The following is a 21,855-nucleotide window of genomic DNA, read 5'->3' as shown; positions in this document are numbered from 1 at the left end:
GCGAAGCCGCCCTTCCGATATTTTTACTGCGACAGTTTCACGAAGTTGGGAAACTTCAGCTTGCCTTCCGCGATCTTCTCCGGCCAGACCACGACCTGCTTCTCGTCCTGCCACTGGAACACGAGGCCGGTCACGAAGCCGGGGCCGGACTTGATGCCGTGGGTGAACTCGTCGTTCTTGCCGTAGAACTGGATCTTGCCGATCGTACCCTCGTAATCCGTCTTCTCGAGCTCCGCGACCATCTTGTCGGGATCAGTCGAGCCGGCGCGCTTGATGGCGTCGGTGATGATGTAGACCTCGTCATAGGCGGTATAGCCCGTGTAAGCCGGCGGTGCGCCGAACTTGGCCTTGAAGGCGGCGGCGAACGGCTTGGTCTTCGAGGTCACGGCGACGTCCGGTGTCGCGACGGCGAGCGACGGGATGCCGTCGGCGGCGCCGTTGGTGTCCTTCCAGAAGGTCGGGCTCAGCGCCTGCGCGCTGATGCCGAACATCGGCACCGGCACCTGCTGGTTCTTCCACTGCACGGTCGGCTGCACGCCGACATGCGAGATGCCGGTGACGATCACGTCGGGCTTCTTGCCTTCGATGTTGTTGAAAATCGGCGTGAAGTCGGTGGTGTCGGGCGAGAAGCGCACGTGCTCGACCACCTTCAGCCCGGCCTTGGGCAGGCAACCCTCGTAGCCGACGTCGAGCGGCTTGGTCCAGGCGGCATCCTCGCTCATGATCGCGACGGTCTTGAACTTGAGCTTGTCGACGAGGAGGTCCTTGGCCGCGTCGCAGACGAGTTGGGCTTGCGCGGCCGAGGTCAGATAGCCGTGGAAGGTGTACTTGTTCTTCTCGTAGTCGTTGTGGATCGCCTTGGTGATCTCGTTCGAGGCGGCGCCGGGCGTGATCAGCGGCATCTTCAGCCGCGCGGCCCAGGGCTCGAGCGCCAGCACGACCTCGGAGATGTAGCTCGCGATCACGGCCGAGACCTTGTCCTCGCTCACGGCGCGCTGGAAGGCGCGCACGGAATCGGCCGAGGAGCTCTTGTTGTCGTAGGTGACGATCTCGACCTTGCGACCGAGGATGCCGCCCTTGGCATTAATCTCGTCCGCGGCGATCTGCGCTCCGCCCGGGGTTGCCGCGCCAGCGATCGATTGCACCTCGGCGATGACGCCGATCTTGATCGGGTCGTTCGACTGTGCGTAGGCCGGCGCGGCGAGGCAGAGCGCCAGCGCGGACACCAGGAAGCTGCCGCTGAGAGCTGAAGGTCGCATGGTCGTTTCCCTTTCTATGCTTTTTGTTGCTGTTGATCGACTTACAGAAAATCGGCGCCCGCTTCAGCGGCGAAGCGGGCGGGATCGCCCTCCCACACGATCCTGGCATGCTCCAGCACATAGACGCGGTCGGCATGCGGCAGCGCAAATGTGACGTTCTGCTCCCCGAGCAGAACCGTGATCGAGGTGGTTTGCCGCAGCTTCTCCAGCGCCTTGGAGAGCAGCTCGAGGATGACGGGCGCAAGGCCCAGCGTCGGCTCGTCCAGGATCAGGATCTGCGGCTGCATCATCAGCGCCCTGCCGATCGCCAGCATCTGCTGCTCGCCGCCGGACAGCGTCTGCGCCAACTGGCCCTGGCGCTCCTTCAGGATCGGGAACAGCTCGAAAAGCCAGGCAAGCTGCGTGGCGCGCGCCTCGTCGGAAAGGTGCTGACCGCCGAGATCGAGGTTTTCCCGCACCGTCATCTCGCCGAACAGCTCGCGCGATTCAGGGCATTGCACGAGGCCGCTGCGGGCGATTTTTGCCGGGCTCGTGCCGCGCAGCTTTTCGCCGCCGCGGATGATCTCGCCAGTGTAGGGCAGGAAGCCGGAGATGGTGTTGAACAGCGTGGTCTTGCCGGCGCCGTTGAGGCCGACGATGGAGACGAACTCGCCCTCGTGGATGTGGATCGAGACGTTTTCCAGCGCCTGCGCCTTGCCGTAGTGCACGCTGACATTCTCGACCTGGAGCAGCGGCACCTTGTCCTTGAAGCTGGTCTCGGGCCGCGCATGGGTCTCAATCGCGCCGCCGAGATAGACCCGCCGCACCGTCTCGTTTCGCATGACCTCATCGGCCTTGCCGGTGACGATCTCCTCGCCGAGATACATGGCGAGCACGCGGTCGACCAGCGCGGCGACGCTCTTGACGTTGTGATCGACCAGCATCACTGCGCGGCCCTCGTCGCGAAAGCTGCGGATCAGGTCGGAAAAGACGTCGACCTCGGCGCGGGTGAGGCCGGCGAAGGGCTCGTCGACCAGCACGACTTTCGGATCGCGCGCGATCGCCTTGGCAAGCTCGAGCCGGCGCAGATCGGCGAAGGGCAGCGTCGGCGGGCGGCGCTTCATGACGCTGCCGAGCCCGACGCGATCTGCGATCCATTTGGCGCGCTCGACCAGCGCCTTGTCCGGAAACAGCATGAACAGGCTGTCCGGCAGCAGCGCTACCATGATGTTCTCCAGCACCGTCTGCCGGTTCAGCGGCCGCGAGTGCTGGAAAACCATGCCAAAACCCTTGCGCGCGATCTTGTGCGCGGGCAGGCCGGCGACATTTTCGCCTTCGAACACGACCTCGCCCGCGGTCGGGCGCTCGATGCCCATCACGCTCTTCATCGCGGTAGATTTGCCCGAGCCATTCGGCCCGATGAGGCCGAATATCTCGCCGCCATTGACGTCGAAGCCGAGGTTCTTCACCGCCGTCAATCCACCGAAGCGTTTGGTCAGGCCACGCACTTCGAGCACGGGCCGGTTTGAAAGCCTCTGATCCATTACGAGCGAGCCTCGCGCGAGAGGGCCGCCCCTAAGAAGCCGCCGGGGAAGAACAGCACGACGAGGAGCGCGACCGCCGAGACGATGAAGGTCGCAAGCTCGCCGGTCGGCCGAAGGAATTCACCTGCCACGATCAGGAAGATTGCGCCCAGCGCTGCGCCGAGCACGGTGCGCCGCCCGCCGAGCACGGCCGAGACGATGACGTTGACGCCGACCGCGACGTCGACGACGGTGCCGACCGAGGCGGTGCCGAAATAGAACACCAGCAGCGCGCCCGACAGTCCGGAGAAGAACGCGCTGACGATGAAGGCGGCAAGCTTGTGCTTGACGATGTTGAAGCCGAGCGCGCCTGCCTGCACCGGATCCTGGCCGCTGGCTTGCAGCACGAGGCCGACGGGCGATTGCGACAGGCCGTAGAGGATCGCGGCCGAGATCGTCATGAAGCCGAGCGCGATCCAGTAATTGGCGCCGGCGTTGATGGTGATGACATCAGGGATTGTGAGGCCGATCTCGCCGCCGGTGAGATCAGCGAATACGACCACGAAGTTCTGAAGCATCAGCACCGCGACCAGCGTGGTCAGGCCGAAATAAGGCCCGCGCACGCGCAGCGCCGGGAGCGCCAGCACCAGACCTGCGATGACCGAAGCGAGCGCGCCCAGCACGATGCAGAGATAGACCGACCAGCCGAATTGCGCATTCAGAATGCCGGCGGTGTAGGCGCCGACGCCGATCAGGAAGGTCGGCCCGAAATTGACTTCGCCGGCGAAGCCGAACAGGAGGTCCCAGGCCATCGCGAACACGCCGAAATAGAATGCGACGGTGAGGAGGCCCAGCACGTAGCCAGAGACATAGAGCGGCAGCGTCGCCGCGATGATGACGAGCGCCAGCGAGACGAAGAACAGCCGCGAGGTGAAGAAACCCGCCATCTCAACGCCTCCCCAGCAGGCCCTGGGGCCGGATATACATGACAAAGACGAGCAGCAGCAGCGCCGGAATGGTGCGATAGGCGGGCGAGACCAGATAGGCCGTCAGCGTCTCCAAATAGCCGACCACGAAGGCCGCGATCAGCGAGCCGGAGACGCTGCCGAGGCCGCCGAGCACCACGATCGAGAACGCGCTCGCGGTCAGCGGTCCGACGCTGTAGGAGCTGACGCCGAGGAACATGCCGAGAAGCACGCCGGCGATGCCGGCCAGGATCCCGTAGATCGCCCACACCACGATGTAGATGTGGGTGAGCTCGAGCCCGAGCAGCGTGACACCGCGCGGGTTCATCGAGGCCGCCAGCACGGCTTTGCCGGTGCGGGTGCGGTTCACCAACAGCCACAGCAGGGCGATGACGAGGCAGCAGACGATCGCCGTAAAAATCTCGTTGCTCGGTGTACGGACGCCGAGAATTTCGACGACGCCCTCGACGATCGGCAGCACGGTCTTGGCGTTGTTGGTGAAGAAATAGGCGATCAGCTCCTGGATCATGATGCCCCAGAGCAGCGTTCCCGTCAGGACGAAGATCTCCTTCTCCTCATTGGGAATGCGCCGGGAGTCCTGGATCGGCTTCACCACCGCGAAATAGGTGGCAAACGCAGTGATGAGCGCGACGGCGACGCCAATCAGGGCGCCGGCATAGGTGCCGACGCCAAGGATGCTGGCCGCGGCCCAGGCCGCCACCGCTGCCGCTACCATAATGGCGCCGTGGGAGAGGTTGAGCACGCCGGAGACGCCGAAGATCAACGTGAAGCCGGTGGCACCAAGAGCGTAGAGAGCACTGATGGCAAAGCCATCGATCAGAATCTGGAAAGCTCGCATTGATGATTGGCCGCGTGGCAGCCAGGCTGCCGCTTTGAGGGAAAGTGCTGCGTGTGCCGCAAGTGGAAGCTCCCGGGAGGTGGTCCCGGGAGCGGCTCCGATCAGTTGCTGAGCTTGATGAAGCTCGGGAACTTGATATCGGCCTTGGCGACCTCCTTGGGCCAGACCGCGATCTGCTTGCCGTCCTGCCATTGCAGCATCAGCCCGGTGATGAGGCCCTTGCCGTATTTGATCGAGTGTGTGAACGGATCGTCCTTGCCGTAGAACTGGACGCGGCCGATCGTGCCTTCCCAGTCGGTCTTCTCCAGCGCATCGACCAGCTTGTCGGCATCTAGCGACCCGGCCCGCTTCACGGCATCCGCAATGTAATAGACCTCGTCATAGGCGGTGTAGCCGGCATAGGACGGATAGTTGCCGAACTTTTTCCTGAAGTTTTCCGCGAACGGCACCGACTTCGGCGTCACCGCGACGCCGGGGCCTGAGACGCCCTGATAGAGCACGCCTTCGGCGGCCTGATTGGTGTCCTTGCCAAACGTTTCGTTGGTCGCCTGCGAGGAGATGCCGAACATCGGGATCGGCACCTGCTGGTTCTTCCACTGCACCGTCGGCTGCACGCCGACATGGGAGATGCCGGTGATGATCACGTCGGGCTTGGCACCCTCGATCTTGTTGAAGATCGGGGTGAAGTCCGTGGTATCGGGAGAGAAGCGGATGTGATCGAGCACCTTCAGCCCGATCTTGGGCAGGCATTCCTCGTAACCGACATCGAGCGGCTTGGTCCAGGCGGCGTCCTCGCTCATGATCACCGCCGACTTCATGTGCAACTTGTCGACGAGGAGGTCCTTGGCGGCATCGCAGACCGACAGCGCTAGCGCCGCCGAGGTCAGGTAACCATGGAAGGTGTACTTGTTCTTCTCATAGTCGGCGTGGACGCTCTTGCTGATCTCGTTGGAGGCGGCGCCCGGCGTCACGAATGGCGTCTTCAGTCGAGCCGCCCAGGGCTCGAGCGCCAGCACCACTTCGCTGATGTAGCTTGCAATGACCGCGTTGACCTTGTCCTCGTTCACCGCGCGCTGGAACGCGCGCACGGAGTCGGCGGAAGAGGAATGGTTGTCGTAGGAGATGATCTCGATTTTGCGGCCCTCGACGCCGCCTTTGGCGTTGATCTCGTCCGCAGCGAGCTGCGCCGCCTGTGGGATCGATGCGCCGGCAATGGCCTGTGCTTCCGCAATGACACCGATCTTGATTGGATCAGCCGCAGAGGCGGGGCCTGAGGCTGCCAGCAATGCGGCCGCCGCGGCCGCACCAAACGCACTTCGCAATGCACCAGAGAGTGCTTTATTCATTTTGTTCTCTCCCTTTGAACCAAGCTTCTTTGAGCTATTGGGGCGCGACTATAACGGCGAGAGAAACCCCGGCAAGTAAAACCGTATTCAGGATTGCACGATGGGGACTAAAGTCTAGCTGCGTAAATATCGGGCAGCGCGGAGCATTATTCCGCGCGCAGGCATGCAGATTTCGTCGATGGGCATGCATCTATCTCGCGGGGCGCACCTGCGTCATCGCCATTGCCGCCGGCAGATCAGGTGGTTTGAGTTCGGCCGCTGCACACTGCCCTCAACCTCTATCGATGACCCAGCGGTTGACGGCCTGGTGAAAGTTGAGGGGACCGGGAACGGTCATGTGCGTCTTGACGTATTTGAAGCCTGCCTTCTGAAGCGTGCGGTTCGGCGCCACATTGAACGCGCTGGGCTCACAGAAGAGCTGCTTCAGATCGAGCGCCTGGAAATAGAGCTCGATCGTCTGTCTGACACACTCTGCGCCGATGCCTTGCTTGCGCCCCGAGGCGTCGACAATGTGAAGGTGCATGTTCGCCTGCTGTCCGATGCGGATCTTGTCGGCGGTCGAGAATCCCAGGAACCGATCGTCGTCGAGCCAGCTCACCAAGAGGCTGCCCCTCTGCTCGGCGGGCAGGTCGAACATCTGCTGGTAAAATCGTTGCCATTGCGTCGGCTGCGGCAGCCGCGTCGGATCGACGCCGAGCATTTCCAGATGCTCCGGGGTCGCTGTGTGGAAATACGCGATGATCTCCGCAGTTTCAGGCAAGGTCATTGCACGGACGGTAAGTGTCATTTGGATGTCCTCGCTCTGGCCGCCAACAACTCGCGAGCGCGTTCGAGATCGGCCAGCGTATCCACGCCGAGCGGCTCGGTCCGGATTACCTTGGCGTCCATTCGCATGCCGTGCTCGAGCGCTCTGAGCTGCTCGAGGCTTTCGCGCTGCTCGAGGATGCCACGCGGCAGGCCGACATATTTCGCTAGGGCCTCGCGGCGATAGGTATACATGCCGACGTGATGATAGTGCTTGCCGGCGCCCGAGGGGATCACGGCCCGGCTGAAATAGACTGCGCGACCGATGGTATCTTCGGGATGGATCGCAAGGGCAATCTTCACGACGCTCGGCGCCTGGAGCTCGATGGGATCCTCTATCTCGGTGGCGAGCGTCGCGATCGAACAATCGGCATGCCGGGACAACGGCTCCATGGTCGCCCGTATCGTCGCCGGATCGATGGTCGGCAGGTCGCCCTGAAGCACGACAACGACATCATATGCCGCGTCCGCGTCGATCAACTGCAACGCCGCGTGCGCGCGATCCGATCCCGTCGGCAGGTTCGGGTCAGTCAGCACCGCACGGCCGCCCAGGCTCGCGATGACATCCACGATGGCTTGATCGCCACAGGCGACAACGACCGGGCCGACATCGGCCTCGAGACCTCTTCGCCAGACGTGGGCGATCATTGGCTGACCGTTGATCTCGGTGAGCGCCTTGCCTGGGAGCCTGGTCGAACCAAGCCGGGTGGGTATGATCACGATCGGACGCATGGAAACCTTTCGCTTCCTGAAACGCAGAATTCAGCACGCAAGTCTGAGGCGCCAGCGGGGGTACGCTGGCGCCTCGCCGCAATTCAGCTCAGTCGCTCAGCCCACCCCTGCACCTTGCGTCGCCGTGTACACGGCGTAGAGCGACTGGCTCGCGGCCATGAACAGGCGGTTGCGCTTGGGGCCGCCGAAGGTGATGTTGCCGCATACTTCGGGCAAGCGAATGCGGCCGAGCAGTTTGCCCTCCGGCGACCACACCGTCACGCCATTATAGCCGACGGCGCGGCCGGCATTGCTGGAGGCCCAGAGATTGCCGTTGACGTCGCAGCGCACTCCGTCGGGTCCGCATTTCACGCCATCGATCATGAAATCGCTGAACCTCTTCTGGTTCGACAGCTTGTTGTCGCTGCCGACATCGAAGACGAAGACATCGCCCTTGCCGCCGGGGCCGGTGTCGCCCGGGCCCTTGCCGGTCGATACGACATAGAGCTTCTTGTAATCCGGCGAGAAGCACAGGCCGTTCGGATCTGGCACCTGGTCTTCGCTGACGACGAGATCGACGCGGCCTGAGGGGTCGATGCGATAGCAGTTGGTCGGCAGTTCGCGCTGCTTCGGCATGAAGTCGGCCGGCTGCCCGATCCTGGGATTGAGCTTGCCGCCTGAATCGGGCTCGCCCTCGTAGAGCTGGCCGCCATAGGGCGGATCGGTGAACCAGTAGCTGCCGTCGGGATGCGCGACGACATCGTTCGGCGAGTTCAGCTTCTTGCCGTTAAAGTTGTCACAGAGGATCGTGGCGGTGCCGTCATTCTCGTAGCGCGTCACCCGCCGCGTCAGATGCTCGCAGGAAAGCTGGCGGCCCTGGAAGTCGAACGAGTTGCCGTTGCTGTAGTTCGACGGCGTGCGGAACACGCTGACATGGCCGTCATCCTCGCTCCAACGCATCTGCCGGTTGTTGGGAATGTCGCTCCACAAGAGATAACGTCCTTGCGCGCTCCACGCCGGGCCTTCGGCCCAGAGCACGCCGGTGTAGAGCCGCTTGATTGCTGTGTTGGGCTGCGCGAGGTCGTTGAAGGAAGGATCGACCGCGATGATATCGGGGTCCCAGAAATAGGTGGTCGGCGCGCCGCGTGGACTGAAATCGCGCGGCGGGGTGGTGATCGTCGTCGGTGGCGCAGCAGGTCCGGTCTGGGCCAGCGCGGTGCCCGTTCCGGCCATCGTCGCCGCGGCACCGAGCGCAAGGCCCTGAACCAGGGTCCGTCGTGAAAGCGCAACATCCTGCTCACGCTGCTGTTGGCGTGTCATTCGTGTCCTCCCGGGTCATGTTGGCTGGCCGGTTGATCCGGCCGAGCCAGCGTAAGGTTAGTCCGGTCTGCGTCTGGTTGCGAGAGGAAGGTTCGCATCCGCTGCGTGATACAATCTGATGCGCCGAGGTCGAAACATGGCCGCATTGCGGCTGCGAATGGGCAAGCGCAATTCGTTCTCTCGCTGCAGTTCGCCGCAGCGAGCTTCGGCCATGTCAAGGCTTGACCTCGCACGCGATGCTTCGCAAAAAAACGTCTGGGGCGAAAGGTCGGAGTTGGTTGTGGGTGTTGTCATACTGATCGTGCTGCTCGGGATTGCATTCGCGGCGGGTTTTTTCGTGCGCGACCTGATGTCCCGCAAACGCCGTGCGGAAGCTCGCCGTTGGAGCGATTATGTGGAACCCGATTGGCTCAACGCGCATCCGGCCGCCAACACCAACGAAGTGATCGCCACCAATCAGATTGCGCGACCGGCCTCCGGCGAGCTTGGTCAACTTGGTCAGATGCTGGACCGTTGGGAAACCAGGGCCCGCGCCCGCCGGGTGGGATAGGCTCGGCTCGACATGGTGCAACAATTCGTTGTGCTGCCCGACGGGCAAACCATCCCGCCGCTGGGTCAACACGCGCCGCGTCAGACAATATTCCACTTCTCAGAAATTCGGATTTGTCGGGCCACATGCGCCGCGAGAAGGCGAGGGCGTGTAATTGCTTTGGGAAAGATGTTGCCGTGCGCGCGCTATCTAACGCCGTCAGCCGGACTGCCGTCCAACCAGGTCAGTCTTCCTGACCATCTTTTTGGCGTTGCAGTTGTCGCCATTTCTCGTCTAGAAACGTCGCACCGAGCCTTCCCGGCAACCAACCGTCAACGGTTTTGACCGAGAATTTGGGGCTCAAAAGGGTCTGGCAATGCTGATTCGCGGCCAAATCGATGGGATTTCGGAGGAGGTGGCTCTGGCCGCCGCCACGATCCCGGCCGCGCTGCTGCCCACCCTCCTTCTTGGCGGCCTTCTTCTTACTTGCCCCTGAGGGCCGGCTGGGCGCGACGCGCCTGGGCGCTCAGGGGTTGGTCGAGATCACCGGACACCTCAAGCGCCCCTAAGACTGACGGCGCGAAAGCTCAAAAGGAAATTTGAAATGGCCCCCGCGAACAAGTCCGATAAGGACCGCGTCATCATTTTCGACACCACGCTGCGCGACGGCGAGCAGTGCCCCGGCGCCACCATGACGTTCGAGGAGAAGCTCGAGGTCGCCGAGCTGCTGGACGATATGGGCGTGGACGTCATCGAGGCCGGCTTCCCGATCACCTCCGAAGGCGACTTCCAGGCGGTGAGCGAGATCGCCCGCCGCTCCAAGAACTCGATCATCGCCGGCCTGTCGCGCGCCCATCCGGCCGATATCGACCGCTGCGCCGAAGCCGTGAAATTCGCCAAGCGCGGGCGTGTCCACACCGTGATCGCGACCTCGCCACTGCACATGCGGGTGAAGCTGAACAAGACGCCGGAGCAGGTGATCGAGACCTCGGTCGCGATGGTGGCGCGTGCCCGCAACCAGATCGACGACGTCGAATGGTCGGCCGAGGACGGCACCCGCAGCGAGATGGACTATCTGTGCCGCATCGTCGAAGCCGTCATCAAGGCCGGTGCGACCACGGTGAACATCCCCGATACCGTCGGCTACACGGTGCCGGAGGAATACACCCAGTTCATGAAGACGCTGATCGAGCGGGTGCCGAACTCCGACAAGGCCGTGTTCTCCGTGCACTGCCATAACGATCTCGGCATGGCCGTTGCGAACTCCCTGGCGGGCGTCGTCGGCGGCGCGCGCCAGGTCGAGTGCACCATCAACGGCATCGGCGAGCGCGCCGGCAACGCCGCGCTCGAGGAGATCGTGATGGCGATCAACGTGCGCAACGACAAATTCCCGTACTGGAACAAGATCGACACCACGCAGCTGACCCGCGCTTCGAAGCTGGTGTCGGCGGCGACCTCGTTTCCCGTCCAGTACAACAAGGCCATCGTCGGCCGCAACGCCTTCGCGCACGAGAGCGGCATCCACCAGGACGGCGTTCTGAAGGACGCCTCCACCTACGAGATCATGCGGCCCGAGATGGTCGGCCTGAAGCAGTCCTCGCTGGTGCTCGGCAAGCATTCCGGCCGCCATGCCTTCGTGCACAAGCTGGAGGAGATGGGCTACAAGCTCGGCCCGAACCAGCTGGAAGATGCGTTCACGCGGATGAAGGCGCTCGCCGACCGCAAGAAGGACATCTACGACGAGGACATCGAGGCGCTGGTCGACGAGGAGATGGCGGCATCGCACGACCGCATCAAGCTGACCTCGCTGACCGTGATCGCCGGCACCCATGGCCCGCAGCGGGCGACCATGAAGCTCGACGTCGACGGCCAGATCAAGATCGAGGAGGCCGAGGGCAACGGTCCAGTGGACGCGGTGTTCAACTGCATCAAGCGCCTCGTCCCGCACGATGCCAAGCTCGAGCTGTACCAGGTTCACGCGGTCACCGAAGGCACCGATGCGCAAGCCGAGGTCTCGGTGCGGCTGTCGCAGGATGGCCGTTCGATGACGGCGCGCGCGGCGGATCCGGATACGCTGGTGGCATCCGCAAAGGCGTATCTCGGTGCGCTCAACAAGATCGTAATGAAGCGCCAGCGCGACACCGTGACGACCGCTGCCGCGAGCTGACGAGCGAAGCTTGTCATTCCGGGATGGTCCGAAGGACCAGACCCGGAATCTCGAGATTCTCCGGTGCGCAACTGCGCACCGTAGTTCGATGCTCGGCATCGCCCCGGAATGACGGTGTTGCGAATAGCTGCCCTGCTAACAGCCAATAGCGGCTCGATTCGCGAGCCGCTATTGATGTTTCCGGCTAGAGGATAGGTGGCCGTGTTAGGCTGCCCAAAAGAACAACAAGGGAGACATCATGCGCATCTTCGCGACTGCCGCGTCCATCGCGGTTCTGGCACTTGGCCTGGCCGTGCCGGCATCGGCCCAATCGCCAATCATCATCAAGTTCAGCCATGTCGTCGCGACCGATACGCCGAAGGGCAAGGCCTCCGAGAAATTCAAGGAGCTCGCGGAGAAGTACACGAACGGCAAGGTCAAGGTCGAGGTCTACCCGAACTCGACGCTCTACAAGGACAAGGAAGAGCTCGAGGCGCTTCAGCTCGGCAGCGTGCAGATGCTGGCGCCTTCCAACTCGAAATTCGGACCGCTCGGCATCCGCGAATTCGAGGTGTTCGATCTGCCCTACATCCTTCCTGATTTGAAGACGCTGCGGAAGGTGACGGAGGGCCCGCTCGGGGCCAAGCTGCTCAAGCTGCTCGAGCCGAAGGGCATCACCGGGCTCGCCTACTGGGACAACGGCTTCAAGCAGATGAGCGCCAACAAGAAGCTGATCGCGCCGGCCGACTACCAGGGTGTCAAATTCCGCATCCAGTCCTCGCGCGTGCTGCAGGCTCAGTTCAAGGCGCTCGGCTCGCTGCCGCAGGTGATGGCGTTCTCTGAGGTCTATCAGGCGCTGCAGACCGGCGTCGTCGACGGCCAGGAGAACACCTGGTCGAACATCTATACCCAGAAGATGCACGAGGTGCAGAAGTACATCACCGAGACCAATCACGGGTACATCGGCTACGTCGTGATCGTGAACAAGAAGTTCTGGGACGATCTGCCGGCGGATATCCGCGACCCGCTGTCGAAGGCGATGAAGGAGGCGACCGACTTCAACAATGCGCAGTCACAGAAGGAGAACGAGGACGCGCTGGCCGAGATCAAGAAGAGCGGCAAGACCGAGATCATCAAGCTGACGCCGGAGCAGGACGAGGCGATGCGCAAGGCAATGGAGCCGGTCTACAAGGACGCCGCAAGCCGCGTCGGCCAGCCGCTGATCGACGAATTCCAGAAGGAAGCCAAGAGTACGACGAACTAGCGCAACGAACTGATCTTTACGGGCGATGAATGAAGGCTTCCGTGCGGGCCGCACGGAAGCCTTTTTGTTGCGAATGATTTCCGATTGCGGCCGGAGGTAAAATCGAGCGTTACACCTTCGTAAGATCGTCCTGTCTGTCCAACTTGTAAGTTGCACGTCAGCCCGCCGGCGCCCATCTTCGGAACACCCTTCCAGAGGAGGTTCTCATGAGGAAGTTCACCATCGCCGCCATCGCCGTGCTCAGCATCGCCGGCTCGGGCGCGGTCTACGCCCAATATCATCATCCGTGGATGGAGCACTTCCACCACATGCGCATGAACCCCGAAGATCGCGCCGCCTTCGTCGACGCGCGAATCGCTGCCGTGCATGCCGGGCTGAAGCTCAATGCCGACCAGGAGAAGCTGTGGCCGCCGGTCGAGGCCGCCGTGCGCGACTTCGCCAAGCTGCGCATCGACCGCGCCAATGCGCGGATGAACGCCGGTCCTGGTGACGCCGACAAGCCTGACGATCCAATCGCCCGCCTGCGCCAACGTGCCGACGACATGGGCGCGAGCTCGGCAGCGCTGAAGAAGATCGCGGACGCCGCCGACCCGCTCTACAAGACCCTCGATGACGGCCAGAAGCGCCGTCTCGCCGTGCTGACCCGCCACCGCGGCCCGTTCGGCGGCGGCGAGGACGGCCCGCGCCACCACTTCATGGAGCGTGGCATGGGCCGCATGATGGAGCACGGCATGGACCATTTCCGCGGCGGCGACCGCGATGACGGCCCGGATCGGGAAGGGCGCCTTTGAGGGCACCGGAAATTCCCGGGGATTAACCTTGGCGAAGCCGCTGGAATCCAGCGGCTTTTCGCATTTCCGGGGGCTGTGGAAGAAGCTTGGAAAACATGCGCCACATCGCTTGCCAGACCCGGATCGCTTTGCTAAACGACCGGCCTCGCAAGGCATTGACCGCCTTTCGGGCGCATAGCTCAGTTGGTAGAGCAGCTGACTCTTAATCAGCGGGTCCCAGGTTCGAGCCCTGGTGCGCCCACCATATCAAGGTCCTGCTAATGCAGGGCTTTTTCATTTCACGCGCTAGACGAGTGGCGTTTCGTGCGACGCTTTCTAAGTTGGACGTCGCACAAGCGCATTGCTGAGCGACTGGCCTGTGTCTTCACGCGGTTCGATACAGCTGACGCATCGCCAGTGTACAGGCCAGTCTTGCGCTGGTCGTGGAATAGGATGTTGTGGCGCGCGAAACGGACGGTCTGTTCCGCCCACCGATGCAGTGTCGCGCAAATCCTTGAAGGACTTGTGCGGTCGGGAGAGCTTGATAATCGTCTCAAGTCCCCCACGTCGAAAACCACACGGCCTTCAGCTCTTCGAGCCGGGGCCCTTCAGCGCATTCCATGCCGCCTGATTGGCCTGATCGAAAGCCCTGCGAGACTCCGCGAGAGCTGCACTCAGCACGGACCATGAGTCGCTGCCGACCTGCTTCAGCTTCTGCAGGCGTGCTTCCGCCTCGGACGCATCGGATTTCATCTGCCTGAAGGCGGCATCGAAGTCGCCGGTGTGCGTGGCGGCAACCTTGCCCGCGGCCTCTCGGAACTTGTCGGCGGCCTCACGCCAAGCCTTTGCCTGTGCGGCGGCGATATTCTTGAAGGTCTCTTGCTGCTGCTCAACTTGCTTGCCGGCACTTTCAAAATAGGTCTTCATCTGCGCTTCGAAGCCGTTCCATTGCTTCTCGAGTTCAGTCCTGCTGCGGGCCCAAGCCGCTTCGCCGGCTTCGGCTTGCGCCTTGAGCTGCACCTGGAATTCGTCGCGGCGCTTCTTCAGATCGGCGATGATCTGCTCGGCCTTGACCTTGGACTCGGCTTTCGCCTCGTCGGCCCTGACCTCGAACGAGGCGAGCGCGGCGTCCATCTCGTCGATGCGCTCCTTGGCCCAATTCAGGTAGAAATGCATGCTGCTCTGCTCTGACATGACCGTCTCCATTGACTGTTCGAGTTGAATGATCCCCGAGATCGGCTTTGCTGGCGTTGACTTGGGTCAACGGCCTCGCCGTCTGGCCGAGGTCCCTCAGGCCGCGAGATAGGGAAAAAGCCTTGCCCTTTCGGTCCCGGTTCTTGGCCGAGTGCGCGATGCTCCGAAACACATCGCCGCATAGAAGTCGCTCGGAGCCATCAGCTCGGTATCGCGCGGCAATACATCCGCATTGTAGGTGACCTCGCAGACGCGCAGGGCATCTCGCAGGCCGTTGTCCTCCGCAAGGTTGAGCTGGAAGCACCTGGTCTGGTGGAAGGTGCTGGATTCCTTGAGGGAAGACATGATCGAATGCTCCTTGAATTGAACGGGCTAGGCCGCCGTCCAGCCCCCATCCATTGAGAGGTTGGCGCCTGTGATCTGGGCGGCGTCGTCGCTGCACAGGAACAGCGCGAGCGAGGCGACCTGCTCGACGGTGACGAACTCCTTGGTGGGCTGCGCGGCGAGCAGGAGATCGCTGATCACCTCGTCTCTGCGCATGCGCCGGGCCGCCATCGTGTTCGGAATTTGCTTCTCGACGAGCGGCGTCCAGACATAGCCGGGGCTGATGCAGTTGCAGGTGATCTTGGAGCGTGCGAGCTCCAGCGCGACCGTCTTGGTGAGGCCGGCGATGCCGTGCTTAGCCGCGACATAGGCCGACTTGAAGGGCGAGGCGACCATCGAATGTGCCGAAGCGGTGGTGATGATGCGGCCCCAGCCGCGCTTCTTCATGCCGGGTACCGCCGCACGGATGGCATGGAAGGCGGCGGACAGGTTGATCGCGATGATCGCATCCCACTTCTCGGCGGGGAAGTCCTCGATCGGCGCAACGTGCTGGATGCCGGCATTGTTGACCAGGATGTCGACGCTGCCGAAGGTCTCTTCGGCATGTGCGATGAGCCAGGCTATCTCGCGCGGCTTGGTCATGTCCGCGGGAGAGTAGATCGCCTTGACCGCGAATTCGCGCTCGATGGCAGCACGCGCCTGCTCGATATCGTCAGGTGCGCCCATGCCATTGATAACGACATTGGCGCCGGCGCCAGCGAAGGCCTTTGCACAGGTGAGACCGATGCCGCTGGTCGAGCCGGTGACGACCGCCGTCTTACCGTTCAGAATTCCCATTTCTTACACTTCCTCGCAACACGCAAAGCCGGATCGGCGCCGCACCGGGGATCGCGACGCGCAGTTGAAGTCAAAAGACCAGAGCCTTCTCGTTGGTGCGGGTCGAGCCGCGCGCCTGATGTTGCAGATAGTCGTGCACCACCGTTCCGAGGCCGAGCGTGAGATCGGCGCGGATGTGGACGGCGGAGATGATCTCCAGGACCGGCAGTTCGGCCACGGGCGCCAGGGCATGTGGCGTCAACGCGAGGGCCGCAGGCCCGGTCCAGGCACCCTTCAGCACGATGTCCTCGAGACGATATTGAACGAGTTCGCAGATCCGTGGGCTGCCGTCGACGTGCGGGATGATCTTGAGCAGGAAGGTCGGCTCGTTGAGAGCGGCCTTGACCTTCGCCAGATCGGCCTCGCGGTGCTTGTAGCCCATCGTTCCCGTCGCGACGCGCAGTGGGCCGTAATCCAGCGTGCCGATCAGCGTATCGGTCTCGGTTCGCAGTGTCGGCTGCGCCAGCTTCTTCGGGAATCCCCACAGCTCACGTCCGCCGGCGATGGGGCCTTCATCGTTCAGGAACATGCAGTGCGTGTAGCCGCCCTCGCGTCCGCGGAAGGAGACCGGAATGACCTGACCGCTTTCCGTGTAGTCGCCAAAGCCGCTGGAGTCTGGCATCCGGATGAACTCGTATTTGACGAGAGCTTCCCGTTCGTTCACCTCCAGCGGCTCCGGAACGATTTCTCGGAGCTTGGCCGGATCGGTACGATAGGTGATGATCAGATATTCGCGATCGACGAATCGATAGGGCCCGGGAGGATAGGCCGGATTGGTGAGGGGCATGGCAAAGGCTCGCCGTTTCACGTCAGTCTCACGCATATGCGTTCTCCGTGTCGTCAGGAACCGCTACTCGCGGCCGTCATGTTCGAGATCGAAGGTGAAGACCCCGTCGGGACTCGTTGGCCGGGCGAGCACCTCGGGATGGCGCAGGGTGCGCAGCGCATCTTGATAGCCGGCGCGCCAATGGTCCTGCATGGAAAGCCGCGAGAACTCGTAGTCCTTCGAGTGTCCCTCGTGATTGCGCGCGCGATAGATCAGATGGACGATGTTGTAGACGTTGCGGGAGACTGCGGTGCTGAGCAGCTTCACGTCCTCATGCTGGGTGAGATCGTCGGGCAACCGGCCGAGCAGATGCGTGAGCGCGCGCCGCAGCCGCTGTACGCGTTTGAACTGGTCGGTGCTGGCGCGCGTCCGGCTCGAAAACTGGATTTCCTTGTGCCGCGTGACGACCTCAGCCATGTTGCGGGGAAGTTGGCCGCGTGCGCTCCAGAGATCAACCTGGAATGCGAGCATGTCCTGCGGAGCGTCGGATTCGATCACCCATTGCAGCGGCGTGTTGGAGACGAGGCCGCCGTCCCAGTAATGCTCGCCCTCGATTTCCACGGCCGGAAAGCCGGGCGGCAGCGCGCCGCTGGCCATGACGTGCTCTGGCCGGATCGTATGGGTCGTGTTGTCGAAGTAGACGAAATTTCCGGTCCGAACGTTGACTGCGCCGGCACTGAAGCGCGTCAGCCCGGCGTTGAGACGATCGAAGTCGACCAAACGCTCCAGCGTGGTCCTGAGCGCGCGCGTGTCATAGATGCTGGTCGCATCGCTGGCTCCGCCGGGCTGCAGCCAGGGCAGGACGGGACGGGCGGAGAAAAAGCCGGTTGCGCCACACGTGGCCGCCAGACCGGCGCTCATCTGATTGATGAGGTTCCGCGTGCTGTCGGTCTTCGCCCAATCGCTGAAAGCGGACCACTCCCACGGCGCCGTCGAGGTGACCTGGGTCCAGAAATCGCGCAAACGGTCGACGCGGGACTCCGGCGGATTGCCGGCGATGATGGCGGCATTGATCGCGCCGATCGAAATGCCGGCGACCCAATCGGGATGAATGCTGGCTTCAGCCAGGGCTTCATAGACGCCGGCTTGATAGGCACCGAGCGCACCCCCGCCCTGCAACAGCAGGGCGATGCAATCGAAGGGCAGGCGCCGTGAGGCGGACGAGATCTGTGATCGAGGCTGGAAGTTCATCGTGAGTGTTTTCTTTCATTTTCGGGCGTAGTTCGCAGGCCTAGCGACGGATCGGGCCTTGCTTTGCGACATTGGGCGGAGCGAGCATGACTTCCTTCAAATCGTCACCCGCGGCGACGACCACGACGAAGTTGAGCCTGCCGTCCTGCCTGACCAGCCCACCGGCAAGCGCGCTGCCGGCCGCGGCTCGCTCTGCGACCTGCACGGCGTCAGACAACTCCTGCTTGATCCATTTGAGTGCGATCATGTTGGCGAGGTCTTCGCGGCCGAGCTGCCGCAGCGAAGACGTCACTTCCTTTCCCGCGATGCCGCCGGAGTTCGCGTCGACGGTGTTCTCCCATACCCGTTCATTCCGGATCGTGCGGACGCGGTAGATGGGGGCGCCGGCAGACTCGAAGCTGATGTCGGCTGTCTTCGAGCCCTCATGCAGACGCTCGGCGATCGCCATGGCGCGGCTGAGCGGGACGCGAACCGTGCGGAACTCCGTGAGTACGCGGCGGATTGTGGCGTCCTCGGCGTCGGCTGGCGCGGTCGTGCTTCTATCGGTATCCGCAGGACTCTGGACGTCCGCGACGGCGCCGCTCGCTGTCAGCATGGCGGTCCAAACGATCAGGGCTAACAGATGTTGCTTGGGCATTGGATCAATCTCGGTCAGGTCGGTCGATGGCCTGCGCGGCCGCGTGGGCGACGACGATCTCCTTGGCGGAGGGCGCGGGCAGTGACTGGTTGGTGTCGATCACCACGAGCTCCGGTCCTTTCATCGCAGAGTGGATGCGGATCGGAGGTACCGCGGGATCCGGCTCGGTAAAGCGGCCAGGCCATGGCGCCGGCAGCATTGAGCCCGCTGCCCAAAGCAGGAAGAGCAGCGCACCGCCGACGGACAGAAAGTAGCCGCGCAGGGGCAGGGAGGCTTCGGTCCCTCGGCCAGCGCGCATGGCCATGATGGTTTGTCGGCTCACGGCACGAGACTCCCGACAACGGCATCGCTACGTCGCATCATCAGATGCTCCACGGCCGTGGATGCTTGCGTGCGAGCTCGGCGTCGAGATAGCCGCGCTCGTCGAGCCAATCGGTCGGACAATAGGTCGCGACGTCAGGATCAATCGTGAATCCGTCACGCCTGAGCGCCGACCGCGTGCCGGTGAGGCCGGTCCACACGGCATCGCCGCTGTCTGGATCCACGTCCATCACATCGAAGACTTCGATGAAGTTCAGCATCGTGGGGCCATCCGGCATCGTCTCACACAGTAAGTGGAAGGTTGTCGGTCTGGTCAGACGCAACGCCTCTGCGCGCAAGCTCGGTCTCGATCATGTCGAACACGTATTCGACCGGCGCGATCCAGACGTTGACCCAGTAGATGATGCAGTCGCGGGCGATCAGCAGGGCCGGCGTCATGCGACCGTCCTCCGCTCCAACTGAACCGGGGCGGGCTCGCGCGTGGCGAGCGAATGGGCCCATGCGATCATTGCGATCGTGATTCCCAGCAGCAGGCTCAATGCCATGAGGCACAGGGCGATGACGACATTCAGTGATGCGACAGCGAGGCCCGGTATCGGGTTTTCGCGCATCAAAGCGAACAGCAGGCTTGACATTCCGCGCCTCCTTAATAAAATACACCGTATAGTTCATATAAATCACGCGCCGGGACCGAAGTCAAGACGAAGGCCTCACAAGCGCGTGTGCGGATCGGGCGGGCAAGTCCGCCAGCAAGCCAGAGTCTCACGCAGAGAAAGGAACTGACATGACGAGATTGATGCCGGCGCTGTTCGCAGCAATCGTGGTGGCGATTGGCAGCGCAGCTGCATCGGCGCAGGAAAACCAGGGCACGGCAGAGCAGAGGGCAGCGTGTACGCCCGACGCCTTTCGTCTGTGCAGCGCCTACATTCCCGATCCGTCGGGAGTCGAAGCCTGTCTGCGACAGCAGAAATCGAGCCTTAGCCAGGCATGCAGGACGGTATTCGAGCAGGCAAGCACCGGATCGGCGAGGAGCCGCTAAGGCGCGACGTCGCGGCGGGCGCCACTTGAGCACTCTCCTGATGCGTCCGCGCCGCGACCGGCCACAGGAAAGATCGATGACCACAATGTATATCCCGGCCCTTGCCGCCTTCGGCGGCTCCGCCTTCGGGGCGATCTCGACCATCATGAGCGGATGGTTCAGCCGGCGCCGAAGGCTTCGAGAGCGTCATCATGCTCGCTCGTTCGAAAAGCGCGAACGGTTGTACAAGAGCTTTATCGAGGAGGCGTCCCGGCTCTATGCCGACGCGCTCGTCAGCGACAGGGCGGAAATCCCGCAGCTCGTCGGGCTCTATACGCTCATCGGCCGCATGCGGATCCTGTCCAGTGACGACGTCGTTCACGCCGCCGAGCGAACCGGTCGCCTGATCATCGAGACTTATCTGTCGCCAAACCGGTCATTGGTCGACCTTCCGGACTTTATCGACGAAATGGATCCTCTGCGCGATTTCAGCGAAGCCTGTCGCAGCGAACTGCTGAACCTTCCGGCGCAGTGATCACATGAAGCGAGAACATGCGCATCACCTCGGCAGGCACGATGTCCGGAACAGGATCATCCAGGCAGCGGTCGAGCTATATTGCGAGATCGGTCACAACAAGACCACCGTTGCGGATGTTGCGCGGCGCCTGTCGATGTCCCCGGCCAACATCTACCGCTTCTTTCCCTCGAAGCGCGCGATCGAGGCAGCCGTCGTCGAGCGCATGCTCGACGAAATGGTCGACGCGGCATCTGAAGCGGCGGGCGGCAGCGGACCGACGCTGCGGCACCTGGCCGCAATCCTCAAGGCGCTGGCCGACTGCAATGAATCCCGGCTGGCGAAGCACGGAGGGCTTCAGGATCTGGTGGCGTTGGCCGTCCGTCAGAGCTGGCCCGTCGTTCTCGTCTACCGTGACAGAATCAGAGCACTGATACGACCGATCATCGGCGCCGGGCAAGCCAGTGGTGAAGTGCAGGGCGGCAGCCCGATGGCGCTGACCTGCTGCCTGTTGGACGCTATGGATGTCCATCTCGATCCCGCAGGGCTAGGCACTGCGACGCTGGGGCCAAGCTTCGACGAGATGTTCAGATTTTGTGCGGGCGCTCTGGCGCGTGCGCCATCCTGGCAGTCGGTCGAGATGGCGTCGCGCCGCCGGCTGACGCGGACGCCTCCCCGCCGACCAAATCAAGAGGACGGGCCTTCATCCTCCTAAGACCAATCCGTCTCGCAGGCTGCCAGGAAAAAACCGACGCGCTCGCGCACGAAGCCGGGAAGCTCCTTCTCCAAGTCCTTCGGCGTCTCGCCGACGAGCGAGCGGAACAGCATCGGCAGTAGAATGAGGTCAAGGAAGATCTGCGCGGTGGCGCGGCTTCGCTTGGGGCTAAACGGGCCCCTCGGGTTGCGCGCGAGCTTCTGCGTGGCATCGTCCAGCAACTGGGACACCGCTGCCTGGGAGCGTTCACGCGCGGTGTCATGAACGTTGCGGCTCAATTCGGGAAATCGCTGCGATTCGGCGATGGTCGCGCGGACCAGGTCCACCGATTCCTCCACGAATCTTTCGACGATTGCGGTACCGAGGTTCATCAATTTGTCTTCAATGGTGCGGCCTTCCGGCGAGAAGCCCTCGAAATCGGTCAGTCCCTCAACCGTGCGGGCCACCACCGCCGCGAACAGCGCTTCCTTGCCGGGGAAATGGGCATAGATCGTCGGCTTGCTTGCAGGGGCGAGCTCGGAAATGTCGTCAATGCTGGCGCTGCGGTAGCCCTTTTCCAAAAACAGCTGCTGGGCCGCATCGAGAATGCGTGCCGGCGCGTCTCCGGCGAGATCCTTGGGCGGTCTGCCTCGCTTCGTCTTCTTCATTCTTAAACCTCCGAAATCACGAGTCTGTGCGTTTCGCTTTCCCGCTTGACACGGCCCGCGAAGAAAGGCAAGAAAAAGAAAATATACGGTATAGTTTATTATATTCCGATCTCGACG

General features: G+C 62.8%; 26 protein-coding genes and 1 tRNA gene. 8 read left to right on the top strand and 19 right to left on the bottom strand.

The genetic code is table 11. The features are described 5' to 3' along the window. Positions 1–23 precede the first annotated feature (23 nt). The 8 genes from BM374_RS27245 to BM374_RS27210 all read right to left on the bottom strand — a co-directional run bounded on the left by BM374_RS27245 (position 24) and on the right by BM374_RS27210 (position 8,766). Positions 24–1,259, bottom strand: coding sequence for an ABC transporter substrate-binding protein (locus tag BM374_RS27245; protein WP_092299442.1), 1,236 nt, complete (start codon positions 1,257–1,259; stop codon positions 24–26). A 41-nt stretch (positions 1,260–1,300) separates the two neighbouring features. Next, the gene (locus tag BM374_RS27240; RefSeq protein WP_092299439.1) at positions 1,301–2,782 is read right to left on the bottom strand and encodes an ATP-binding cassette domain-containing protein; all 1,482 of its coding nucleotides are present in this window, start codon (positions 2,780–2,782) and stop codon (positions 1,301–1,303) included. Further along, positions 2,782–3,708: a branched-chain amino acid ABC transporter permease gene (locus BM374_RS27235; protein WP_092299436.1), complete on the bottom strand. Its 927-nt coding sequence runs from the start codon at positions 3,706–3,708 to the stop codon at positions 2,782–2,784. Before BM374_RS27235 ends, BM374_RS27240 begins: the two co-directional genes overlap by 1 nt. Before the next feature lies 1 nt (position 3,709). Further along, complete coding sequence (locus tag BM374_RS27230; protein WP_092299433.1) at positions 3,710–4,585, bottom strand: branched-chain amino acid ABC transporter permease; 876 nt, start codon at positions 4,583–4,585, stop codon at positions 3,710–3,712. Positions 4,586–4,686: 101 nt separating this feature from the next. Continuing rightward, on the bottom strand, positions 4,687–5,931 hold the full coding sequence (locus BM374_RS27225) for an ABC transporter substrate-binding protein (RefSeq protein ID WP_092299429.1): 1,245 nt from the start codon (positions 5,929–5,931) through the stop codon (positions 4,687–4,689). A gap of 271 nt (positions 5,932–6,202) precedes the next feature. Continuing rightward, complete coding sequence (locus BM374_RS27220; RefSeq protein WP_092299426.1) at positions 6,203–6,718, bottom strand: GNAT family N-acetyltransferase; 516 nt, start codon at positions 6,716–6,718, stop codon at positions 6,203–6,205. After that, positions 6,715–7,467, bottom strand: a complete 753-nt coding sequence (locus tag BM374_RS27215; RefSeq protein ID WP_092299423.1) for a 3-deoxy-manno-octulosonate cytidylyltransferase — start codon at positions 7,465–7,467, stop codon at positions 6,715–6,717. Before BM374_RS27215 ends, BM374_RS27220 begins: the two co-directional genes overlap by 4 nt. 96 nt (positions 7,468–7,563) lie before the next feature. After that, positions 7,564–8,766: an SMP-30/gluconolactonase/LRE family protein gene (locus tag BM374_RS27210; protein ID WP_092299422.1), complete on the bottom strand. Its 1,203-nt coding sequence runs from the start codon at positions 8,764–8,766 to the stop codon at positions 7,564–7,566. A gap of 136 nt (positions 8,767–8,902) precedes the next feature. Between BM374_RS27210 and BM374_RS27205 the strand changes: the two genes are divergently transcribed. The 5 genes from BM374_RS27205 (at position 8,903) to BM374_RS27185 (ending at position 13,740) form a co-directional block, all read left to right on the top strand. Then, positions 8,903–9,316, top strand: coding sequence for a hypothetical protein (locus BM374_RS27205; RefSeq protein WP_349510000.1), 414 nt, complete (start codon positions 8,903–8,905; stop codon positions 9,314–9,316). A 583-nt stretch (positions 9,317–9,899) separates the two neighbouring features. Further along, positions 9,900–11,462, top strand: a complete 1,563-nt coding sequence (locus tag BM374_RS27200; protein WP_092299419.1) for a 2-isopropylmalate synthase — start codon at positions 9,900–9,902, stop codon at positions 11,460–11,462. Between the two features lie 238 nt (positions 11,463–11,700). After that, positions 11,701–12,705, top strand: coding sequence for a TRAP transporter substrate-binding protein (locus BM374_RS27195; protein WP_092299416.1), 1,005 nt, complete (start codon positions 11,701–11,703; stop codon positions 12,703–12,705). Positions 12,706–12,911: 206 nt separating this feature from the next. Next, positions 12,912–13,496 carry a Spy/CpxP family protein refolding chaperone gene (locus tag BM374_RS27190; protein ID WP_092299413.1) on the top strand — a complete coding sequence of 195 codons (585 nt, stop codon included), beginning with the start codon at positions 12,912–12,914 and terminating at the stop codon, positions 13,494–13,496. 168 nt (positions 13,497–13,664) lie between these two features. Continuing rightward, a tRNA-Lys gene (locus tag BM374_RS27185) sits at positions 13,665–13,740 on the top strand. Positions 13,741–14,060: 320 nt separating this feature from the next. Here BM374_RS27185 and BM374_RS27180 read toward each other — a convergent pair. The 10 genes from BM374_RS27180 to BM374_RS27140 all read right to left on the bottom strand — a co-directional run bounded on the left by BM374_RS27180 (position 14,061) and on the right by BM374_RS27140 (position 19,479). Then, positions 14,061–14,669: a sll1863 family stress response protein gene (locus BM374_RS27180; protein ID WP_143270248.1), complete on the bottom strand. Its 609-nt coding sequence runs from the start codon at positions 14,667–14,669 to the stop codon at positions 14,061–14,063. A 96-nt stretch (positions 14,670–14,765) separates the two neighbouring features. After that, complete coding sequence (locus BM374_RS27175) at positions 14,766–15,014, bottom strand: hypothetical protein (RefSeq protein ID WP_092299410.1); 249 nt, start codon at positions 15,012–15,014, stop codon at positions 14,766–14,768. Positions 15,015–15,041: 27 nt separating this feature from the next. Next, entirely contained in the window at positions 15,042–15,830 is a 789-nt protein-coding gene (locus tag BM374_RS27170) for a 3-hydroxybutyrate dehydrogenase (protein ID WP_092299407.1), read from the bottom strand. Positions 15,831–15,900: 70 nt separating this feature from the next. Continuing rightward, entirely contained in the window at positions 15,901–16,692 is a 792-nt protein-coding gene (locus BM374_RS27165) for an acetoacetate decarboxylase (RefSeq protein WP_092299404.1), read from the bottom strand. A gap of 27 nt (positions 16,693–16,719) precedes the next feature. Next, entirely contained in the window at positions 16,720–17,886 is a 1,167-nt protein-coding gene (locus BM374_RS27160) for a DUF3734 domain-containing protein (protein WP_092299401.1), read from the bottom strand. Positions 17,887–17,926: 40 nt separating this feature from the next. Beyond that, a complete protein-coding gene (locus BM374_RS27155) occupies positions 17,927–18,523 on the bottom strand; it encodes a PepSY domain-containing protein (protein WP_092299398.1) in 597 nt (198 codons plus the stop codon). Between the two features lie 4 nt (positions 18,524–18,527). Then, positions 18,528–18,845, bottom strand: coding sequence for a hypothetical protein (locus tag BM374_RS27150; RefSeq protein WP_143270247.1), 318 nt, complete (start codon positions 18,843–18,845; stop codon positions 18,528–18,530). Between the two features lie 40 nt (positions 18,846–18,885). After that, positions 18,886–19,104: a hypothetical protein gene (locus tag BM374_RS27145; protein ID WP_092299901.1), complete on the bottom strand. Its 219-nt coding sequence runs from the start codon at positions 19,102–19,104 to the stop codon at positions 18,886–18,888. A 22-nt stretch (positions 19,105–19,126) separates the two neighbouring features. Further along, positions 19,127–19,282, bottom strand: coding sequence for a hypothetical protein (locus tag BM374_RS38765; protein WP_177248554.1), 156 nt, complete (start codon positions 19,280–19,282; stop codon positions 19,127–19,129). Further along, entirely contained in the window at positions 19,279–19,479 is a 201-nt protein-coding gene (locus BM374_RS27140) for a hypothetical protein (protein ID WP_092299392.1), read from the bottom strand. The genes BM374_RS38765 and BM374_RS27140 overlap by 4 nt, the downstream gene beginning before the upstream one ends. A gap of 161 nt (positions 19,480–19,640) precedes the next feature. Between BM374_RS27140 and BM374_RS27135 the strand changes: the two genes are divergently transcribed. The 3 genes from BM374_RS27135 (at position 19,641) to BM374_RS27125 (ending at position 21,091) form a co-directional block, all read left to right on the top strand. After that, entirely contained in the window at positions 19,641–19,883 is a 243-nt protein-coding gene (locus BM374_RS27135; protein ID WP_244552706.1) for a hypothetical protein, read from the top strand. A gap of 76 nt (positions 19,884–19,959) precedes the next feature. Next, positions 19,960–20,397, top strand: coding sequence for a hypothetical protein (locus tag BM374_RS27130; protein WP_092299898.1), 438 nt, complete (start codon positions 19,960–19,962; stop codon positions 20,395–20,397). Between the two features lie 4 nt (positions 20,398–20,401). Further along, positions 20,402–21,091, top strand: a complete 690-nt coding sequence (locus BM374_RS27125) for a TetR/AcrR family transcriptional regulator (protein WP_092299386.1) — start codon at positions 20,402–20,404, stop codon at positions 21,089–21,091. Here BM374_RS27125 and BM374_RS27120 read toward each other — a convergent pair. Continuing rightward, the gene (locus BM374_RS27120; protein WP_092299384.1) at positions 21,088–21,738 is read right to left on the bottom strand and encodes a TetR/AcrR family transcriptional regulator; all 651 of its coding nucleotides are present in this window, start codon (positions 21,736–21,738) and stop codon (positions 21,088–21,090) included. The two genes, BM374_RS27125 and BM374_RS27120, sit on opposite strands and share 4 nt — an antisense overlap. Positions 21,739–21,855 lie beyond the last annotated feature (117 nt).

It is taken from the genome of Bradyrhizobium sp. Ghvi (genome assembly GCF_900115265.1).
Taxonomy (GTDB): Bacteria; Pseudomonadota; Alphaproteobacteria; order Rhizobiales; family Xanthobacteraceae; genus Bradyrhizobium.
The sequence above is the reverse complement of the archived record's forward strand: the minus strand, read 5'-3'. Positions and strand labels throughout refer to the sequence as shown.

Coding starts and splice junctions, on each gene's coding strand:
- BM374_RS27245 (WP_092299442.1), bottom strand. CDS start 1,259: ATGCGACCTTCAGCTCTCAGCGGCAGCTTCCTGGTGTCCGCGCTGGCG.
- BM374_RS27240 (WP_092299439.1), bottom strand. CDS start 2,782: ATGGATCAGAGGCTTTCAAACCGGCCCGTGCTCGAAGTGCGTGGCCTG.
- BM374_RS27235 (WP_092299436.1), bottom strand. CDS start 3,708: ATGGCGGGTTTCTTCACCTCGCGGCTGTTCTTCGTCTCGCTGGCGCTC.
- BM374_RS27230 (WP_092299433.1), bottom strand. CDS start 4,585: ATGCGAGCTTTCCAGATTCTGATCGATGGCTTTGCCATCAGTGCTCTC.
- BM374_RS27225 (WP_092299429.1), bottom strand. CDS start 5,931: ATGAATAAAGCACTCTCTGGTGCATTGCGAAGTGCGTTTGGTGCGGCC.
- BM374_RS27220 (WP_092299426.1), bottom strand. CDS start 6,718: ATGACACTTACCGTCCGTGCAATGACCTTGCCTGAAACTGCGGAGATC.
- BM374_RS27215 (WP_092299423.1), bottom strand. CDS start 7,467: ATGCGTCCGATCGTGATCATACCCACCCGGCTTGGTTCGACCAGGCTC.
- BM374_RS27210 (WP_092299422.1), bottom strand. CDS start 8,766: ATGACACGCCAACAGCAGCGTGAGCAGGATGTTGCGCTTTCACGACGG.
- BM374_RS27205 (WP_349510000.1), top strand. CDS start 8,903: ATGGCCGCATTGCGGCTGCGAATGGGCAAGCGCAATTCGTTCTCTCGC.
- BM374_RS27200 (WP_092299419.1), top strand. CDS start 9,900: ATGGCCCCCGCGAACAAGTCCGATAAGGACCGCGTCATCATTTTCGAC.
- BM374_RS27195 (WP_092299416.1), top strand. CDS start 11,701: ATGCGCATCTTCGCGACTGCCGCGTCCATCGCGGTTCTGGCACTTGGC.
- BM374_RS27190 (WP_092299413.1), top strand. CDS start 12,912: ATGAGGAAGTTCACCATCGCCGCCATCGCCGTGCTCAGCATCGCCGGC.
- BM374_RS27180 (WP_143270248.1), bottom strand. CDS start 14,669: ATGTCAGAGCAGAGCAGCATGCATTTCTACCTGAATTGGGCCAAGGAG.
- BM374_RS27175 (WP_092299410.1), bottom strand. CDS start 15,014: ATGTCTTCCCTCAAGGAATCCAGCACCTTCCACCAGACCAGGTGCTTC.
- BM374_RS27170 (WP_092299407.1), bottom strand. CDS start 15,830: ATGGGAATTCTGAACGGTAAGACGGCGGTCGTCACCGGCTCGACCAGC.
- BM374_RS27165 (WP_092299404.1), bottom strand. CDS start 16,692: ATGCGTGAGACTGACGTGAAACGGCGAGCCTTTGCCATGCCCCTCACC.
- BM374_RS27160 (WP_092299401.1), bottom strand. CDS start 17,886: ATGAACTTCCAGCCTCGATCACAGATCTCGTCCGCCTCACGGCGCCTG.
- BM374_RS27155 (WP_092299398.1), bottom strand. CDS start 18,523: ATGCCCAAGCAACATCTGTTAGCCCTGATCGTTTGGACCGCCATGCTG.
- BM374_RS27145 (WP_092299901.1), bottom strand. CDS start 19,104: ATGCTGAACTTCATCGAAGTCTTCGATGTGATGGACGTGGATCCAGAC.
- BM374_RS38765 (WP_177248554.1), bottom strand. CDS start 19,282: ATGACGCCGGCCCTGCTGATCGCCCGCGACTGCATCATCTACTGGGTC.
- BM374_RS27140 (WP_092299392.1), bottom strand. CDS start 19,479: ATGTCAAGCCTGCTGTTCGCTTTGATGCGCGAAAACCCGATACCGGGC.
- BM374_RS27135 (WP_244552706.1), top strand. CDS start 19,641: ATGCCGGCGCTGTTCGCAGCAATCGTGGTGGCGATTGGCAGCGCAGCT.
- BM374_RS27130 (WP_092299898.1), top strand. CDS start 19,960: ATGACCACAATGTATATCCCGGCCCTTGCCGCCTTCGGCGGCTCCGCC.
- BM374_RS27125 (WP_092299386.1), top strand. CDS start 20,402: ATGAAGCGAGAACATGCGCATCACCTCGGCAGGCACGATGTCCGGAAC.
- BM374_RS27120 (WP_092299384.1), bottom strand. CDS start 21,738: ATGAAGAAGACGAAGCGAGGCAGACCGCCCAAGGATCTCGCCGGAGAC.